This is a genomic window from Nakamurella sp. PAMC28650, assembly GCF_014303395.1.
Taxonomy (GTDB): Bacteria; Actinomycetota; Actinomycetes; order Mycobacteriales; family Nakamurellaceae; genus Nakamurella.
In genome coordinates, this window is the sequence record NZ_CP060298.1 from 2,293,608 (window position 1) to 2,310,848 (window position 17,241).

Here is a 17,241-nt window from a genome sequence, read left to right on the forward strand (position 1 = left end):
AGTGAGCTTCCAGAACCCCGCCCGCCGGCCGGTCCCGGCCACGGGCGCGGCCCACGACGACGGCTCGGCCGAGAGCGGGGGCGTGACCGAGAGCGGGGGCGTGACCGAGAGCGACCGCGTGACCGGGCCGCCGATGGATCGTGGCCCGTCAGATCTGTCGAGCCCGTCGGGTCCGTCAGACGTGTCAGGTCCGGGGGACCCGGCAGGCCCGGGGGATCCGGCAGATGTGACAGGTCCGGCGGGTGACGCCGTTCCTGCAGATCGAGCGCAGTCGGTCGCCGAACCCGGCCCGTGGAGCGCGGGCCGGCGCGCCTTCGAGGACGACGTCGAACTGACTCCGGACGGAATCCCGCGACTGATGCGGCGTCGCGACGGTTCGATCGTCGGCGGGGTGGCTGCCGGCCTGGCGGACCACCTGCGCGTCCCCGTGTTGGCCGTCCGGATCGCCTTCGCACTGATGGCGGTGTTCGCCGGGGCCGGCGTGCTGGCCTACGCGCTGCTGTGGATCTTCGTTCCGCCCCGACCGGAAACCGGGCAGGGGCAACTGTCCGGGCAGGGGACGGTGGAGCGCCGTCAGGCGGTCGGCGTTGCGGCGCTGGGGGTCGCGCTGATGATCGTCGCCACCGCGCTCGGGCTGGGTCAGGTGCTGGGCTGGGTGCTCGGGCCGCTCGGCCTGGCGGCGCTGGGCGGTGCGTTCATCTGGCGGGAGGCGGACGAGGCCCGTCGCGCCCGCTGGCGCAAGACGGCTGCCGGCATCGTCGGCCCCAGCCGGGGAACGGTCTGGCGGGTCGCCGGCGGCGCAGCGCTGGTGATCGGCGGTCTCTCGGTCTTCGCACTGGGCCAGCTCGACTTCACCGCTGTCCGGTCCGCGTTGATCGCCGTGTTGCTGACCCTCGTCGGGGTCGCTGTCATCACCGTGCCCTGGTGGGTGCGGCTGGTGCGCGATCTCGCCAACGAACGTCAGGGCCGCATGAGGGAGCGCGAGCGGGCCGAGATCGCCGCGCACCTGCACGATTCAGTGCTGCAGACGCTGAACATGATCAAGAACAAGGCCGAGGATCCGCGCGAGGTGCTCCGGTTGGCCCGGCGTCAGGAGCGGGAGCTGCGGACCTGGCTGTACGGCCCGGCCGGATATGCCTCTCCGCACGGCGAGAGTGCGCCCCCTGAAGGAACTTTCGCCGTGACCCTGGCCGAGGCGGCCGGGGACGTCGAGGACACCTACGCGGTGGCCGTGGCGCCCGTCGTGGTCGGTGACACGGTGATGGACCAACACCTGGTTGCCCTGCTGGCCGCTGCCCGGGAGGCAATGGTCAATGCGGCCAGCCACTCCGGGGCGCCGGAGGTCAGCGTCTACGCCGAGATCGAGAACGGAACGGCCTCCGTCTTCGTCCGGGATCGGGGCTGCGGGTTCGACGTGTCGGCGATCGGTCCCGACCGGAGGGGTCTGGCCGAGTCGATCCGGGGGAGGATGGAGCGGCACGGTGGCAGGGCCGTCGTGCGCTCGACACCAGGGGAGGGCACCGAAGTGGAGCTGCAGATGCCGATCGCAGTCAGGTCCGCGCCCGGGCCCGGGTCGGGTGTGTCCGGGTCGGGTGTGTCGGGGTCGGGCGTGTCCGTGTCGGCCGGGGAGGACTCGGTATGACGGGCCCCGTCACGGTGTTCCTCGTCGATGACCACGAACTCTTCCGGACCGGGGTGAAGGCCGAACTCGGTGGTCTGGGCGACGACCGGATCCGGGTGGTGGGCGAGGCCGGGTCGGTGGGCGAGGCTGTCGTGCGGATCACCTCGGATCCGCCGGACGTGGTCCTGCTGGACGTGCACATGCCCGACGGCGGTGGGCGGGCCGTGCTCGAACAGGTCCATCGCAAGCTGCCGCAGGTCGTGTTCCTGGCGCTGTCCGTCTCCGATGCCGCCGAGGATGTGATCAACGTGATCAGGGCCGGCGCCCGCGGCTACGTCACCAAGACGATCTCCGGTCGGGACCTGGCCGACGCCGTGGTCCGGGTCGCGGGCGGGGATGCGGTCTTCTCGCCGCGACTGGCCGGGTTCGTGCTGGACGCGTTCTCCGACCGTCCGGGGGGGGCGCCGGTCTCCGATCCCGAACTGGACATGCTCTCGCCGCGCGAGCGGGAGGTGCTCAAGTTGTTGGCCCGTGGCTACGCCTACAAGGAGATCGCGTCGCAGTTGTTCATCTCGGTGAAGACCGTGGAGACCCACGTCTCGGCCGTCCTCCGCAAGACGCAGAAGTCCAACCGCTACGAACTGAGCCGCTGGGCCACCGACCGTCGTCTGGTCTGACGACCGCTGCGCGGATCGGCCGGCCCGGCGCGGATCAATGAGCCGGCGAGTGGGTCGGAAGTCCACGAGTTCGCCCACGCGGTCTGCCGGTGAGGACTACCGGCGGCCCAGGCGGCCGCGGCCCATGGACAACAGCATCATGCCGAGGTCCGTCCCGGACGGGCCGAGTTCGCGGAAGCGCTCGAGAATGGCCATCTCCCGGCTGTAGACGATCCGGGGACCGCCGAGCGATTTGCGCGCGGTGCCGATCGCACCCGAGATGGCGGTTCGCCGTTGGATCAGACGCACCAGTTCGGCGTCGATCGCGTCGATCTCCAGACGGAGCACGTCGATGCCCGCCTGATCCTGCGGAACAGGTATCTCGGCGGCGTCCGCCGGGGCGGCGTCAGCGGGGGTCTGGGGTGTGCTGGTCATGATGTCCTCATTCTGCCCCGCCCCCACGGTGTCCCGGCAAGAAAAAACCCCGGGTCCGGTGGGACCTCGGGGCGTCGTCGTGGCGATTGGTTCAGCGGCTGACGGGCACCGGGATCCGGTACCCGAAATACAACTGGCGGTAGGTCATGACAAGAAGTAGACCACATCGACCTCGACGTCGCCCAGTGTCCGGACGCGGATCGTTCCACGGAATGGGAGGACACCTTCGGCTGTTCACCGAGTTCCCGTCGGGGCGCGGCCTTGCACCGACCCGCTCCGAACGCGACGTCAGGCGGCCAGAAGCATGGCCAGCACGGCGGTGTCGGCGTCATCCATCGGATCGATCCCGGCCCGGCCGCGCATGCTGGTGACCGCGCCGGTGTGGTCGGCCTCCGCCCAGCCGGCCCGGTGATCGAGACCGAGGTGCGGCAGCCCGGGTAGGTAGACGCAGCCGGAGGCCACCCCGTCGTACTCCGGTAGCGACGGCTTGGTCTCCGACGGCGGGTGCAGCACCAGCAGCCCGGACGGCTGGGGCTCGCCGAACTGGCCGGGAATCAGGGCATGCTCGCCGATCAGCGGCCCTTCGGCCAGGACGAGTCCGACGGTTCCGGGTTGTGGTTCGTCCGGCAGTTCCTCGCGGACCCGGAACACCGTGGTGACCGGTAGCAGCCCGGGCACGCTGGCCACCCGCACCGCGATCACCAGGAATTTGACCCACTCGAGGGTGTTCTCCGGCCACCGGCCGGACACCACGAATCCGCTGAGCGCACCGGCCGATTCGAAAGCGGAAATCTGCACCGAGCGTGACGATGAATCATTCATGGCCAACCTCCGAATCGCACTTCGAGGTAGTCGCGACGACTGACGTTCACACGTACGGCGTAGCGATGATGTTCATGGTGCGGCCAAAGTGGTCTGGCACACAAGGGGACACGAGTGCCAGATTCGTCGCGTTCCTCACGCTCGGTGATCCGGGACGAGCGCGCGACCCGGAGAGCGGTCCCGGTGTCGGTGGCAGCCGGTAGTTTGAACACCGACATGGATAGCCTGTTCGACCTGCCCGCCGGGTCTGCCCAGCCCCCGACCGCTCCGACGGGTGGGAGTGCCGAGGGGTCGGCAACCGTCGGCCTGACGCCCCAGCAACGACTGGTGGCCCAGGCCCAGAAGCAGGCGGCGGAGTCGCGGCAGCGGGCGGAGAAGGCCAGACACCAGGCCACCGAGGAGTTGCTGGCCGGTCTGAACCCGCAGCAGCGGGCCGCCGTCGAACACCGTGGTGCTCCGTTGCTGGTCGTTGCCGGAGCAGGCTCGGGCAAGACCAGGGTGCTGACCAGGCGGATCGCCTACCTGCTGGCCGCCGGCGGCGCGCATCCGGGCGAGATCCTGGCCATCACCTTCACCAACAAGGCCGCCTCCGAGATGCGCGAGCGGGTCGCGGACATGATCGGTGCGCGGTCCAGGGCGATGTGGGTCTCGACCTTCCACTCGATGTGCGTGCGCATCCTGCGCGCGGAGGCCACCCACATCGGCGTCCGCTCCAGCTTCACGATCTACGACTCGGCCGACTCCCAACGGCTGGTGCAGATGGTCGCCTCCGACCTCAACATCGACACCAAGAAGGTGTCGGCACGGACGCTGGCCGGCGCGATCTCGAACCTGAAGAACGAGTTGATCGATCCGGTGGCGGCCACCGAGCGGGCCGACTCGGATCTCGCCAGGATGGTGGCCGAGCTCTACACCGGCTACCAGGCCCGCCTGCGTACGGCGTCGGCGTTCGACTTCGACGACCTGATCATGGAGACCGTGTCGCTCCTGCAGCGACTGCCCGCGGTGGCCGAGCACTACCGTCGGCGCTTCCGTCATGTACTGGTCGACGAATACCAGGACACCAACCACGCGCAGTACATGCTGGTCCGTGAGTTGGTCGGGGGCGAGATCAAGGAGAAGTGGGACGCCGACGGGGTTCTCGTGCGGGAGCCGGTCTCGCCGATCCCGATGGCCGAGCTGGTCGTGGTCGGTGACGCCGATCAGTCCATCTACGCGTTCCGCGGTGCGTCCATCCGCAACATCACCGAATTCGAGCGGGACTACCCGGATGCCAGGACCATCCTGCTCGAGCAGAACTACCGGTCGACCCAGACGATCCTCTCGGCCGCGAACCAGGTCATCTCCCGCAACACCGAGCGCCGCGCGAAGAATCTGTGGACCGCGCAGGGCGCCGGGCAGCTCATCGTCGGGTACGTCGGCGACAACGAGTACGAGGAAGCCCAGTTCATCGGCAAGGAGATCGATGCGCTGGTCGACGAGTCGCAGGTGCGCTTCGGCGACGTGGCGATCTTCTACCGGACCAACTCGGCCTCCAGAGCGATCGAGGACGTCTTCGTCCGCACCGGGATGCCGTACCGGATCGTCGGCGGGGTCCGGTTCTACGAGCGCCGCGAGATCCGCGACGCACTGGCCTACCTGCGGGCGATCGCCAATCCGGACGACGAGGTCTCCCTCCGCCGGATCCTGAACACCCCCAAGCGTGGGATCGGCGACCGCGCCGAGGCGACCGTCGTGGTGTTCGCCGAGCAGGAACGCATCGCCTTCGCGGACGCTTTGGTCCGCGTCGCCGAGATGCCAATGATGGCAACGCGTTCGGCCAAGTCGGTGATGGCGTTCAACGATCTCATGAGTGGGCTGCGGTCGCTGGTGGCCGGTGGCGCCGAGCCTGCCGAGGTGTTGACCGCGGTCTTGGACCAGACGGGTTATCGGGCCGAACTGGAAGGCTCCGACGATCCGCAGGACTTCTCCCGGGTGGAGAACCTCGACCAGCTGGTGACGGTGCTCCGGGAGAACGCAGAGCTGTTGCTGGGCGGCGGAGGCGCCGTGGTCGTCGGGGATGCCGATGCCCCTGCAGTCGACCCGCCCGCCGCTGGAAACGAGCTGCTGGCCGCGGTTCTCGAGCAGATCTCGCTGGTCGCGGACGCCGACTCCATCCCCGATTCGGCCGACGGCGTCGTCACCCTGATGACACTGCACACCGCCAAGGGCCTGGAATTCCCGGTGGTCTTCATGACGGGACTCGAGGACGGCATCTTTCCGCACCAGCGGGCGTTCTCCGACGATCGCGAGCTGGCCGAGGAGCGGCGACTGGCCTACGTCGGCATCACCAGGGCGCGCGAGCGACTGTATCTGTCGCGCGCCGTCACGAGATCGGCCTGGGGACAGGCCAATTCGTATCCGGCGTCACGGTTCCTGGACGACATCCCCGAAGAGCTCATCGATTGGCGGCGGCTTGCACCGGCGCGCGATCCATATGTGTCCGGCTCGGCCGACTATCGGTCCCCGAACTGGGGGTCGGGTGGATCGAGCAACTATTCCGGCTACGACTCCCGTTCGTCCCGGTCGGCGCCGGTCTCGGCGTCGCGGTTCGGTCAGATCGGCGGAGCCCGCGCGACCCGTCCACCGTTGCAACTCGCTGTGGGGGACAGGGTCAATCACGACAAGTACGGGTTGGGCAAGGTGACGGTGGTGTCGGGCTCCGGTCCCACGGCCACGGCGACCATCGACTTCGGTACGGCCGGCACGATCCGGCTGATGCTGATCGGCGGCGTGCCGATGAGCAAGCTCTGACCGATCAGGAGACGCCGGCCGGTCGGAACTGGATGCTGACCCGCGGCCCGACCGGCCTGGCCGTCTTCGGGATCGCGTGCTCCCAGGTCCGCTGGCACGAACCACCCATCACCACGAGATCTCCGTGACCGATTGGAACCTTCAGTCCGCGGCCGCCCGACCTGGGTCGCAGGTGCAGGGGTCGCTCGGCGCCGACGGACAGGATGGCGACCACCGTGTCGGTGTGCGATCCCCGTCCGATGGTGTCGCCGTGCCAGGCCACGCTGTCCCGCCCGTCGCGGTAGAGGCACAACCCGGCCGTCCGGAACGGTTCGCGCAGTTCTGGTTCGTAGTAGCCGGTCAACGCGTCCCTGGCCATGGCCAGCACGGGATGGGGGAGCGTCTCGTCGTCGGCGTACCAGCTGAGCAGGCGGGGGACGTCGACCTCCCGGTCGTACATCTGCCGTCGTTCGGCCCGCCAGGGCACCGTGTCCAGCAGTGCGTCCAGTACCTCGTCGGAGCCCTGGAGCCAGGCCGGTAGGCGATCGACCCAGGCGCCGTCGGTGAGCTGGGTCCGTTCGACCCGACCGGCCAGCACCGTCAGTTCCGGGTGCTGGCCGACATCGAACATCGACGGTTGGTAGCTGCGGATCATGGTGCACACCCTAGCCCGTCATCGAACAGGTGTACTGGGTAGCTGCTTGAGTCAAGTTGTATTTGGCCATGTCAGAGCCAGTGTGTGCCTACCCGGTCGGTGGTGTCGATTACCCCCGGACCTTTCAGGAGTTGCTGGAGTGGTTCCCGGATGACTCGTCGTGTCTGGCGTATCTGGAGCGTCTGCGGTGGCCCCAGGGGTTTGTGTGTCCGGTGTGCGGGGCGCCCGGCGGTTGGCGTACGGCGAAGGCGAAATGGATGTGCACCAGGTGTGGCCGGCAGACGTCGGTGACCGCCGGCACGATCTTCCACCGGCTCCGGACGCCGCTGTCGACGTGGTTCGCGGCGATCTGGTTCATCACCTCGCAGAAGAACGGGATGTCCGCGCAAGGTCTGCAGCGGGTGCTGGGTTTCGGATCCTACGAAACAGCGTGGGCGTGGCTGCAGAAGCTACGCCGGGCGATGGTCCGCCCCGAGCGGGAGTTGCTCTCCGGTGTGGTGGAGTTAGATGAAGTGTTCATCGGCAACGAGTCTCGCGGCCGCGCAGGCGGCGTGAAGGACCACACCGCGGCGATGATCGCAGTGGAATCGATCCCCGGCCGCAAGCTGGGCAGGGTCCGCATCGAGCTGGCCGAGACAGCCCGATCGGTCAGCATGCTCGGCTTCGCCGACCGCGTCATCGCCAAAGGATCAACGGTCAGAACCGATGGCGCCAACTACCTGAAGAAGCTGACCGCGGCCGGCTACGAGCACGTCGCGTTCGTCGGGACCGACAGCGCCGAGCCCGCCCACATCAACCTCCCCGGCGTCCACATGGTCGCCTCGCTGCTCAAACGCTGGCTGACCGGCACCCTGCATTACGCGGTCTCCCAGGAGCACCTGGCCTACTACCTGGACGAATACACATTCCGGTTCAACCGACGCACCTCGAAGAGTCGCGGGCTTTTGTTCTACCGACTGTTGCAGCAGGCCGTGAACACAGACCCACACCCGCTCGCTGAACTGCGCAATCCTGTTGCAGCAGTGGACGTCCCGTTCTGAACTTTACTCAAGCAGCTACCCAGTACAGGTGTACTGGTGATTCGACGGACCTGACGTTCAGGCGATGCAGAATTCGTGGCCGGCCGGGTCCTGCAGCACGACGCCGACGTGGTCGACACCACCGCCCTCGATCACCCGCAACCGCGTCGCGCCCAGGGCGATGAGTCGATCGGCCTCGCGGAAGACCCGTTCCCGACGTTCGGGCAACGGTACCGACCGTCCGCCGCCGACCTTGATGTCCAGGTGGAGCCGGTTTTTCACCGCCTTCGCCTCTGGGACCTGCTGGAACCAGATGCGGGGTCCGCGGCCGGTCGGATCCACGATCGAGTCCGCGGCGTCCCGATCGGTGGGCAACTCGTGCTCGGGTACGCCGATGCTGCGCCAGTGCTCGTTCCACGTCGGCAGCCCGTTGGGGGTCGGCTCGACGACGTATTGCAGGGCCTCCACCCAGAACGGGACAAGAATGCCGGGCTCGAGGCAGTCGACGGTGATCTGGAACTGTGCGGTCATGCCCGCCATGCTGGCACCTGCCACCGAACGGGGCCACCGCACCGATACCGGAGCGGCCAGAGTTTCGGTGGCCCGGGTGGCTTGCGGCGCGCTCCCTGGCCGGTCATTTTCTGGATCGCTTCGCAGGTGGCGATTACGAAGGTCTCGCTCCCCGTAGTCGGGGGACCGAGACCTTCACTCTCAGCACTGGACGGCACCCGGGCGGGCAGCATGGCCCCATCGCCGGTGTCGGGGGCTGCCGCTACCGTGCGGCGCATGTCCGAACCGTCGTTCATGAGCGCGACCAGGGTCGCCTACGACCTCGTCGCAGCCGACTACGCAGAACTTTTGGACGGCGAGTTGGCGAAGAGCCCGTTCGATCGAGCCATGCTGGGCGCCTTTGCCGAGCTGGTCGAGCCGCACCTCGGTGTCGTCGCCGACATCGGTTGCGGTCCTGGTCGGGTGACGGATCATCTCGATTCGCTCGGGCTGGAGATCTTCGGGATCGACCTGTCGCCGGAGATGGTCGCGGTGGCGCGCCGGGCGTACCCGCGATTGCGGTTCGACGTGGGATCGATGACCGATCTCGCGCTCGCGGACGGCTCGCTCGGCGGGGTCGTCGCCTGGTACTCGATCATCCACACGCCGCCGCAGCTTCTGCCTTCGGTCTTTGCCGGGTTCCACCGGGTGCTGGCTCCCGGCGGCGTGCTGTTGCTGGCCTTCCAGGTCGGGGACGAACCTCGACACCTCTCGCACGCCTACGGCCACGACATCTCTCTGGAGGCCTATCGGCTGCCGCCCGACGGGATCGTCCGGATGCTCACCGCCGCCGGGTTCACCCACGAGGCCCGATTGATCCGAGAACCGGGCGACCGAGAGAAGTCCCAGCAGGCGTTCCTACTGGCTCGCCGCCCGCATGGGGCGACACCGCAGTAGATCTTCGAGCCGCCGTCAAGATCTCCTATGGAGTGCGTCCTACCTCGCGAATCCCCGCAGTCGACCGAGGAGGACTCGAGAGTGTCCACCTTGCAGCAGGAACGAATCGTCGACGACGAGCAACACAAGCTGACCTGGCCACGCTCCCGTTCCGGCTGTGAGACCGGGCCGGGTGCGCGCCGGCCGTCTGCAGCGGCTCTGCATGGACGAAGTGGTCGACTTCTGTCCCACCCGCCCCAAATTCGCAACCTTGAGCCATGCCTGCGACTTTGATCCATGCCGCAGGGGGCCGATCCACGCGGGAGGGGACCCGGGCTGGGCCACCGGGGTCAATCGGGGAGGTAGGAGTCGTAGTTGTGCTGTGCGCTGACCCGGCCGTCGCGGATCGTCAGGAAGATCGCCATCCTGGCCCGGATGCGGGTGCCGGCGGTCGCGCTGGGAAAGTCGACCAGCAACGTTGCGCTCCAGTTCACCTCCATGATGACCTGATCGCCGTCGACCGCCTCGGTGGCGATCTGGAACACCTGATCCCCGACCACTTCCCGGCCCTGCTCGGCGGCCTGGAGAACTTCCGGGAGGTTGCGGCTCGCACCCTGCGGCGACATCGGGTTCGGCCATTCGCGCTGGACGAAGTCGGTCGTCAGGTGGGTCCGGAGGGCGTCGACGGATCCGTTCTCGACCGCCTGCAGGTAGCGACGGGCGACGGCGAGGGTCTCGGCGCGGGTCATCTGCTCACCCTACAAAGACGTGCCGGACCGCTGACTACCTGACCGCGACGGACGCCAGCGCCGGGTGCTCCTTCAACTTCGGCTTGAGCGCCTCCAGGATCGACAGGCCCTGGCCGACGATGCCCGTCACCATCTCCGAAACACCCTCGGCCCCGTTGACGATGGTCAGGTTCGACTGCGCAATGCCCCTGGCTGCCGCCTCCACCAGGGCGGGCAGCACCTCGACGAGGTGGTTCGCGGCGATCAGCTCCTGGTTGCCGCCCTCGAGGGAAGCCGCGCGGGCCGAGTTCGCCTCGGCCTGGGCCTGGGCCAGGACCCGTTCGGCGTAGGCGGCGCCATCGGCCTGGGCGCGAACAGTCGTCGCATCCGCGGTTGCCAACGTGGTGCGGCGGTAGGCCTCCGCATCCGCCGGCCGACGTACTTCGGCCTCCAGCCGCTGGGCGGCCAACTCGGCCTGACGCTGCGCCAGCGCGGTCTGCTGCTCGATGACCTGCTGGGCCGCCTGGGCCTGGGCCAGAGGTCCCGCCTGGGCGGACTGCGCCCTGGCCCGGTCGGTTTCGGCGAGGAAACCGGCGCGCTTGATCTCGGTGTCGCGTTCATATTCGGCTTTCAATGCGGCCGCCTGCTGTTCCCGCTCGGCTGCCTCCTGATCGGCCCGCGCGGCAGCGATACGAGCCTGACTCGCAACGGCCGCCGCATGCGGTGCGGCGAGATTGCTGATGTATCCGGTGGCGTCGGCGATTTCCTGGATCTGCACGGCATCGACCACGATCCCGAGCTTTTCCATCTCGGCGTGGCTGCCGTCCTTCACCTCCTGGGCGACCCGGTCCCGTTCCCGGATCAGCTCCTCCACCGTCAATGCGCCGACGATGGACCTGAGGTGGCCGGCGAAGATGCGGCCGATCAATTCTTCCATCCGACTCTGCTCCGAGAGGAAACGACGGGCGGCATTGGCGATGGAGACGAAGTCGTCACCGACATTGAAAACCGCTACGGCCTGGATGTTGAGACGAATACCCTGATTCGTCACGCAGTCCTCTTTGATCTCGGCCTCCAGCAGAGCCAGCGACAGAATCCGGGCCTTCTGCTTGATCGGAACGACGAAACTTCCGTGACCGGTGACGATCCGGAATTGGGTGTCCTGCGTCTGACGCTTCGATCCGGAGATCAGCAATGCCTCGTTGGGGGCAGGAACATGCCAGAAGAACATGGTGGGATCCCTTCCAGGACCGTCAAAGGTTTGCGGCGACGACTATCGCCGTCCGGGCCGAGGCCATATCGACGACGAGGACAGGTGTGTTCTTGCGGATCGGCCGATCAGAAAGGGCGGCGAAGGCTTCGGACCCTCCGCGCACCGACACAAGAATTTCGCCAAGGCCTCCGGTCGGAATCGGCACCGTCACTCTGCCGATCTTCCCGACGGGGCTCTGCGAGTCGTGTAATCGTGGACTTCCGGACGTGTGCCCCGGAAACGTGTCCCCACTCACCTGCGGCGGTTCTCCTGTCGAAACAACTGTCGAACATCAGGCGCTCGGCCTGAAGTCGAAGTTACGCCGACGCCGTCGCTTGTAAATGGGGCCTCAGGGTAAATCGCTGTCTGCTGGGTCACAGACAGCCGGCGGATCCTCTCCCCTTCGAAAGGGGGCGACCGCCGCAGGCTTCGCCGAGACACCGACAGGCTGCTGCGCTCCTCGCGGGTCGGCTGTCAGTCGTCGGCGCCGGGGCGGCTGTACCAGAGCCACATCAGGCCCAGCAGCGGCAGCAGCACCGGGAAATAGCCGTACCCGCTACCGAATCGCGACCACACGGTGTCGTGGGGGAAGGCACCGCGGTCGATCAGCGAGGCGGTACCGATCACCAGCACGCCGACCAGTTCGGTGCCGCAGGCACCCCAGGCCACAAAACGCGACCAGGATCGGTCGGTGACCAGTCCGATGGCGGCAGCGATGTAGATGATCCCCGAGCACAACGACAGCACGTACGCCAGCGGCGCCGTGTGGAAGGTGGTGGACAACTGGACGATGCCACGGGCGGTCGCTGCCAGCGCGAAGATCGAGTAGAGGGCGATCAGGATGCGCCGTGGCCCGGTGGGCGGCGGTTCGGCCCCGCCCGGAACGGTCCCATTGGGAACGGGACCCTCGACAACGCCCCCGCCGGTCGGTCCGGCGTCGAAATCAGCGGCACTCGGCTCAGCCAAGGTCGGACCGCCAGATCTGCAGGAGGCGCAGCGTCATCACCCCGGCGACGACCGCCGTGAAACCCAGGGTGATCGAGCCCCATCTCGTGCGCTCGATCCGGGCCAGGTAGAAGCCGAGCGGCAGCGGAAGCAGGATGCCGACTGCATAGGCCAGGAAGGTGACCGGTTCGGTCAGGTGCGTCCCGCTCAACCGGACCACCGCCACCACCGTCTGGACCAGCAGGGCCAGCTCCACCACGATCGCGGCGATCATCAGCGCGGTGTCGGTCGCCCGGTCGCGAGCGGCCTGGATGCCGCACCACGCGCCGAGCAGCAGACCCACGCCCACCAGGCTGTACGCCAGGGCATCGATCACGGCGTCATCTCCTCGCGTCGGGACCTTCGGGACGGGCAGGCGGTGCCGGGCCCCGGTGGGTCGAGAACTGCTCGACACACTATGGACCGCGACCAGCGACGGTAACCGATTCCGGCCGCTCCGCGTTGCTACGGTCATCACCGTGAATGGTGCCCAGCCCGAGAAGACAATCCCGCCTGCGATCAGGCCGGCCGGGTCCGACGGATCGAGTGCACCCTGATGTCCCTCGCGCAGACCGCCCCCGCCGTCGCCCGTTCGCTGCGACGGGGCCCGGCGGTCGGACATGCCCTCGTGCTGATCGCCGGCGCCGCCCTGGTCGGGATCGGCGGCGTCCTCGGGGTGGCCCGTGCCTACGACCGGTCGGTGCTCGGGGTGGCCTCCGGTGCGGTCTGGACGGTGCTGCTGCCAGGGGTGCTCGCGCTGCTGCTCGCCGGGTGGAGACCGGCGCTGTCCCTGGCTGTATCGGCCGGAGCGGGAATGGTCGCGGTGGCCAGGATCCTGTCCGATCTCGACCTGCTGACCAGTGCGAACACCACGATCCGGCCGGAGTTGTTCTACGAGCTCACCGATCGGGCCCAACCCTTCAGCTCAGCACCCGGAGCGTCGGTGGTGGTGGTCGGCGACGTCGTCATGCTGGCGGCCGGGGTCCTGGCCGCCCGCCGGCTGGGCAACGGCCTGGCGTTCCGCTCCGCACCGATCTTCGATGCCGGACCGATCGAGCCGGAGGCCGACGGTTCGGGCGCAGAATTGCTCGCCGACGCGCTGGAGTCGGCAGATTCGGTCCGGGCCGCCGACTTCGACCAGTTCGACGGCACCGGGGGTGCCCCGCAGCGCAACAAATGGCTGATCTTCGCCGGTTTCGTCGGCGTGCTCGGCATCCTGATCGCCTCGCTCGGGTTGCCCTACGAGGGCGGCTACCTGGCGAATCGCTACCTTCCCCCCGAGATCGGCCTGCTGGGCATCGCGGCCGCCCTCGCGGCGGCGCTGGTCGGCACGGTGGCGGTGTTGGCCGGTGCTGTGCTCCCGCGTCAGGTCGCGTTCGCCTTGCTCGGTGGGGTCGCCATCGGGGCGGCCGTCCCGTTCCTGACGGCGGTGGCCGTGCGCGCCACGAGCGCTCCCGTCCGGCTCAACCCCACCGTCGGTCTCGGACTGCTGAGTGCAGTGGTGCTCGCCGCCGCAGGCCTGCTGGCCAGGCCACGGCCGGTGCAGGATGACGACGACGAGCCATCTCCCCGGTCCCTGCGGACACTCGACATCGTCGGAGCGCTGCTGACGCTCCTGGTCGCCGCCGCCGGTTTCGCGGCCTGGCGCTCGCCCCAGCTGAGCTTCAACGGTGGCGTCGTCCCGACACCGGTGTCCAGGGGCGACCTCTCCGCACCGCAGGCCGCACCGTTCCTGGTGGCCGCGGTCATCCCCTTGATCGGCGGACTTCTGTGGCTGGTACCCGTCCTGCGCCGGTCCGGGCGCGCGATCGCCTCGGTCGGCTGGGTGGGGATGATCTTCGCGGTGACCCAGTCGCTCTACATCCTCGGGCAGTTGGTGAACAGTGCCTCCGTTCCCAACGCGGGGTTCGCGGCACCGAGATGGACTGCTGGGCCAGGCCTCTGGCTCGGAGTGGTCGGTATCGCCCTGGGTGTTGCAGTACTCGCGGTGTCCTCCGCAGCCAGTCGACAGGCAGTGGATTCCTCGGCTGTCGTGGTCGACGACGACACCCTGGCCACGGCCCGTGCCAGGGGCGCTTGGGTGGCCAGCGCGATGACGGTGGTGACCGTTCTCGCGTTGGTGCTGCCGGTCTACCGGAGCATCCAGTCGACGTCCGCCACCGCGCTGGTCGGGTACCAGGTCAACTCCTGGGGAGTGCTCGCGCTCGCAGCGGGGGTCATCGCCGCAGGCTGGATGGCCGCCCGCGCGACGTCGGTGTCCGGGGCGATCGCGTTCGCCCTGGCGGGCGCTGCGCTGATGGCCGTCCGACTGGTCATCCCTGCGTCCGTCCGGGCCCAGGACGGTTTCGGCGTGCAGGCAGGTCTGGTCGCCGGCTATGTCGCGGTCGCCGTCTTCGTCCTCGGCGCCGCTGCTCTGGCCCTGCTGACCCTGAGGATCAGGATGATCGATCCGGCCGCCGTCGCCCGGCGCGGCCGCATCCAACCGTCCGGCAAGAAATCCGCGCCGCCGAAGCCAGGTGGCCGGCCGGCCGCCGGTCGACAACGCCGGTAGTCCGCCCCGGCCGAGCGGCGGTGGCCGAGAACATGCGGCTCAGATCACTCGTGGGATAGCTCACCAGGGTTGATGTGCTTCCACAAAGTCCCGGCCAGTAGGGTCACGTGGCAGTCCACGACGCGCCCGGGTTGATACCGGTCCACGCGCCGGACCCCAGCGCCCCGCTGCACAACAGCAATCACCCACGACTTCAAGATGTGGGATTCCAGGTCGAGGATTTCGGGAGCACACGTGGATCTGTACGAGTACCAGGCGAAGGAACTCTTCGCGAAGCACGGCGTCCCCGGCACGCTGGGGGAGACGGCCACCACCGTCGAAGAAGCGGTGGCGATCGCCGAGAAGTACGGGAAGGCCGTCATGGTCAAGTCCCAGGTCAAGGTCGGCGGCCGCGGCAAGGCCGGTGGCGTGAAGTTCTCGCCCGACGCGGCCGCCGCGCGCAAGAACGCCGAGGCGATCCTGGGTCTGGACATCAAGGGCCACATCACCCGGACGGTGCTGGTCACCGAGGCCGCCGACATCGCCGAGGAGTATTACGTCTCCTTCCTGCTCGACCGGTCCAACCGCACCTACCTGGCGATGGCCAGCAAGGACGGCGGCATGGAGATCGAGGAACTCGCGGTGGAGCGGCCGGAAGCCCTCGCACGGATCGCCGTCGATGCGTTGGTCGGTGTCGACGCAGCGAAGGCGCACGAGATCGCAGTGGCCGGAAGGTTCCCGGCCGAGGTGGTCGACCAGGTCGAGAGCGTGCTGATCAAGCTGTGGGACGTCTTCGTGAAGGAAGACGCCACGCTGGTCGAGGTCAACCCGTTGGTGAAGACCCCGGAGGGCGTCGTGCTGGCGCTCGACGGCAAGGTGTCACTGGACGACAACGCATCGTTCCGTCACCCCGAACACGAGGCCTTCGTCGACAACGCAGCGGAGAACCCGCTCGAGGTCGCGGCCAAGGAGAAGAACCTCAACTACGTCAAGCTCGACGGCGAGGTCGGCATCATCGGCAACGGCGCCGGACTGGTCATGTCCACGCTCGACGTCGTGGCCTACGCGGGGGAGAAGCACGGCGGTGTCAAGCCGGCCAACTTCCTGGACATCGGAGGCGGGGCAAGTGCCGCCGTGATGGCCAACGGACTCGAGATCATCCTGGGTGACCCGGATGTGCGCGCCGTGTTCGTCAACGTCTTCGGTGGCATCACCGCCTGCGACGCGGTCGCGAACGGCATCGTGCAGGCGCTGGAGATCCTCGGTGACGAAGCCAACAAGCCGCTCGTCGTGCGTCTGGACGGCAACAACGTCGAGGAGGGCCGCCGCATCCTGGCCGCCGCCGCCCACCCGCTCGTCACGCTGGCCGACACCATGGACGAAGGAGCCGACAAAGCAGCAGAACTCGCTTACGCGGCTTCGAAATAAGGGACTGGACAACTCATGTCGATTTATCTGAACGCCGATTCCAAGGTCATCGTCCAGGGCATCACCGGCGGTGAGGGCACCAAGCACACTGCACTGATGCTGAAGGCCGGCACCAAGGTCGTCGGTGGCGTGAACGCTCGCAAGGCTGGAACCACCGTCAGCCACGGCGATGTCACGCTGCCCGTCTTCGGGACCGTCGTCGAGGCCGTCGAGAAGACCGGCGCGACAGTGTCGATCATCTTCGTGCCGCCGCCGCACGCCAAGGCCGCCGTCATCGAGGCCATCGACGCCGGTATCGCACTCCTCGTCGTGATCACAGAGGGCATCCCGGTGCAGGACTCGGCCGAGTTCTGGGCCTACGCGATCAGCAAAGGCAGCAAGACCCGGATCATCGGCCCGAACTGCCCGGGAATCATCACCCCGGGTGAGTCGCTGGTCGGTATCACGCCGGCCAACATCACCAAGAAGGGCCCGGTCGGCCTGGTGTCGAAGTCGGGCACCCTGACGTACCAGATGATGTACGAGCTCCGGGATCTCGGGTTCTCCACCGCGATCGGCATCGGCGGCGACCCGGTCATCGGGACCACCCACATCGACGCCCTCGCGGCGTTCGAGGCGGACCCCGAGACCAAGGCCATCGTGATGATCGGCGAGATCGGCGGTGACGCCGAAGAGCGCGCCGCGGCCTTCATCAAGGACAACGTGACCAAGCCGGTGATCGGCTACGTGGCCGGTTTCACCGCACCCGAGGGCAAGACCATGGGTCACGCGGGCGCCATCGTGTCCGGCTCGGCGGGGACTGCGCAAGCCAAGAAGGAGGCCCTGGAGGCCGTCGGCGTCAAGGTCGGCAAGACGCCGTCCGAGGCCGCCCGCCTGTTGCGCGAGGCACTGGCCGGATAGCTCGACCGGGGTGG

The 17,241-nt window shown here is 68.1% G+C and carries 17 protein-coding genes; 8 read left to right on the top strand and 9 right to left on the bottom strand.

Translation table 11 applies throughout. The features are described from left to right. Positions 1-226 precede the first annotated feature (226 nt). A complete protein-coding gene (locus H7F38_RS10550; RefSeq protein WP_255498327.1) occupies positions 227-1,642 on the top strand; it encodes an ATP-binding protein in 1,416 nt (471 codons plus the stop codon). Next, positions 1,639-2,298 (top strand): response regulator transcription factor, encoded by a 660-nt coding sequence (locus H7F38_RS10555; RefSeq protein ID WP_187094007.1) that lies wholly within the window; start codon positions 1,639-1,641, stop codon positions 2,296-2,298. Before H7F38_RS10550 ends, H7F38_RS10555 begins: the two co-directional genes overlap by 4 nt. A gap of 96 nt (positions 2,299-2,394) precedes the next feature. On the opposite strand, the gene H7F38_RS10560 is transcribed toward H7F38_RS10555, so the two are convergent. Then, a complete protein-coding gene (locus H7F38_RS10560) occupies positions 2,395-2,712 on the bottom strand; it encodes a chorismate mutase (RefSeq protein WP_187094008.1) in 318 nt (105 codons plus the stop codon). Positions 2,713-3,000: 288 nt separating this feature from the next. After that, positions 3,001-3,534 carry a peptidase gene (locus H7F38_RS10565; RefSeq protein WP_187094009.1) on the bottom strand — a complete coding sequence of 178 codons (534 nt, stop codon included), beginning with the start codon at positions 3,532-3,534 and terminating at the stop codon, positions 3,001-3,003. A gap of 216 nt (positions 3,535-3,750) precedes the next feature. Between H7F38_RS10565 and pcrA the strand changes: the two genes are divergently transcribed. Next, on the top strand, positions 3,751-6,327 hold the full coding sequence (gene pcrA, locus H7F38_RS10570; protein WP_187094010.1) for a DNA helicase PcrA: 2,577 nt from the start codon (positions 3,751-3,753) through the stop codon (positions 6,325-6,327). A 4-nt stretch (positions 6,328-6,331) separates the two neighbouring features. On the opposite strand, the gene H7F38_RS10575 is transcribed toward pcrA, so the two are convergent. Continuing rightward, the gene (locus H7F38_RS10575) at positions 6,332-6,961 is read right to left on the bottom strand and encodes an alpha-ketoglutarate-dependent dioxygenase AlkB (protein WP_187094011.1); all 630 of its coding nucleotides are present in this window, start codon (positions 6,959-6,961) and stop codon (positions 6,332-6,334) included. 68 nt (positions 6,962-7,029) lie between these two features. On the opposite strand from H7F38_RS10575, the gene H7F38_RS10580 reads away from it, so the two are divergent. Continuing rightward, the gene (locus H7F38_RS10580; protein ID WP_187091336.1) at positions 7,030-8,001 is read left to right on the top strand and encodes an IS1595 family transposase; all 972 of its coding nucleotides are present in this window, start codon (positions 7,030-7,032) and stop codon (positions 7,999-8,001) included. 57 nt (positions 8,002-8,058) lie between these two features. Here the strand turns inward: H7F38_RS10580 and H7F38_RS10585 are convergent, their stop codons facing one another. After that, positions 8,059-8,511: a VOC family protein gene (locus tag H7F38_RS10585; protein ID WP_187094012.1), complete on the bottom strand. Its 453-nt coding sequence runs from the start codon at positions 8,509-8,511 to the stop codon at positions 8,059-8,061. A 255-nt stretch (positions 8,512-8,766) separates the two neighbouring features. Between H7F38_RS10585 and H7F38_RS10590 the strand changes: the two genes are divergently transcribed. Next, entirely contained in the window at positions 8,767-9,426 is a 660-nt protein-coding gene (locus H7F38_RS10590; protein ID WP_187094013.1) for a class I SAM-dependent methyltransferase, read from the top strand. Positions 9,427-9,755: 329 nt separating this feature from the next. Here H7F38_RS10590 and H7F38_RS10595 read toward each other — a convergent pair whose 3' ends face one another. The 5 genes from H7F38_RS10595 to H7F38_RS10615 all read right to left on the bottom strand — a co-directional run bounded on the left by H7F38_RS10595 (position 9,756) and on the right by H7F38_RS10615 (position 12,706). Then, a complete protein-coding gene (locus H7F38_RS10595) occupies positions 9,756-10,154 on the bottom strand; it encodes a nuclear transport factor 2 family protein (protein ID WP_187094014.1) in 399 nt (132 codons plus the stop codon). Between the two features lie 34 nt (positions 10,155-10,188). Continuing rightward, on the bottom strand, positions 10,189-11,364 hold the full coding sequence (locus tag H7F38_RS10600) for a flotillin family protein (protein ID WP_187094015.1): 1,176 nt from the start codon (positions 11,362-11,364) through the stop codon (positions 10,189-10,191). A 22-nt stretch (positions 11,365-11,386) separates the two neighbouring features. Beyond that, a complete protein-coding gene (locus H7F38_RS10605; protein ID WP_222618584.1) occupies positions 11,387-11,557 on the bottom strand; it encodes a hypothetical protein in 171 nt (56 codons plus the stop codon). Between the two features lie 302 nt (positions 11,558-11,859). Next, positions 11,860-12,351, bottom strand: coding sequence for a hypothetical protein (locus H7F38_RS10610; RefSeq protein ID WP_222618585.1), 492 nt, complete (start codon positions 12,349-12,351; stop codon positions 11,860-11,862). Further along, positions 12,344-12,706, bottom strand: coding sequence for a hypothetical protein (locus H7F38_RS10615; protein WP_187094016.1), 363 nt, complete (start codon positions 12,704-12,706; stop codon positions 12,344-12,346). Before H7F38_RS10615 ends, H7F38_RS10610 begins: the two co-directional genes overlap by 8 nt. A 219-nt stretch (positions 12,707-12,925) precedes the next feature. Here H7F38_RS10615 and H7F38_RS10620 point away from each other — a divergent pair, with 219 nt between their 5' ends. The 3 genes from H7F38_RS10620 to sucD all read left to right on the top strand — a co-directional run bounded on the left by H7F38_RS10620 (position 12,926) and on the right by sucD (position 17,227). Beyond that, complete coding sequence (locus tag H7F38_RS10620; RefSeq protein WP_187094017.1) at positions 12,926-14,920, top strand: hypothetical protein; 1,995 nt, start codon at positions 12,926-12,928, stop codon at positions 14,918-14,920. A 234-nt stretch (positions 14,921-15,154) separates the two neighbouring features. After that, positions 15,155-16,327: an ADP-forming succinate--CoA ligase subunit beta gene (sucC, locus tag H7F38_RS10625; protein ID WP_187094018.1), complete on the top strand. Its 1,173-nt coding sequence runs from the start codon at positions 15,155-15,157 to the stop codon at positions 16,325-16,327. Between the two features lie 15 nt (positions 16,328-16,342). Next, complete coding sequence (gene sucD / locus H7F38_RS10630) at positions 16,343-17,227, top strand: succinate--CoA ligase subunit alpha (RefSeq protein ID WP_187094019.1); 885 nt, start codon at positions 16,343-16,345, stop codon at positions 17,225-17,227. Positions 17,228-17,241: the final 14 nt, after the last annotated feature.

Bases quoted from the DNA above. Each gene is read 5' to 3' on its own strand.
- H7F38_RS10555 (WP_187094007.1), top strand. From the start codon at position 1,639: ATGACGGGCCCCGTCACGGTGTTCCTCGTCGATGACCACGAACTCTTC.
- H7F38_RS10560 (WP_187094008.1), bottom strand. From the start codon at position 2,712: ATGACCAGCACACCCCAGACCCCCGCTGACGCCGCCCCGGCGGACGCC.
- H7F38_RS10565 (WP_187094009.1), bottom strand. From the start codon at position 3,534: ATGAATGATTCATCGTCACGCTCGGTGCAGATTTCCGCTTTCGAATCG.
- pcrA (WP_187094010.1), top strand. From the start codon at position 3,751: ATGGATAGCCTGTTCGACCTGCCCGCCGGGTCTGCCCAGCCCCCGACC.
- H7F38_RS10575 (WP_187094011.1), bottom strand. From the start codon at position 6,961: ATGATCCGCAGCTACCAACCGTCGATGTTCGATGTCGGCCAGCACCCG.
- H7F38_RS10580 (WP_187091336.1), top strand. From the start codon at position 7,030: ATGTCAGAGCCAGTGTGTGCCTACCCGGTCGGTGGTGTCGATTACCCC.
- H7F38_RS10585 (WP_187094012.1), bottom strand. From the start codon at position 8,511: ATGACCGCACAGTTCCAGATCACCGTCGACTGCCTCGAGCCCGGCATT.
- H7F38_RS10590 (WP_187094013.1), top strand. From the start codon at position 8,767: ATGTCCGAACCGTCGTTCATGAGCGCGACCAGGGTCGCCTACGACCTC.
- H7F38_RS10595 (WP_187094014.1), bottom strand. From the start codon at position 10,154: ATGACCCGCGCCGAGACCCTCGCCGTCGCCCGTCGCTACCTGCAGGCG.
- H7F38_RS10600 (WP_187094015.1), bottom strand. From the start codon at position 11,364: ATGTTCTTCTGGCATGTTCCTGCCCCCAACGAGGCATTGCTGATCTCC.
- H7F38_RS10620 (WP_187094017.1), top strand. From the start codon at position 12,926: ATGTCCCTCGCGCAGACCGCCCCCGCCGTCGCCCGTTCGCTGCGACGG.
- sucD (WP_187094019.1), top strand. From the start codon at position 16,343: ATGTCGATTTATCTGAACGCCGATTCCAAGGTCATCGTCCAGGGCATC.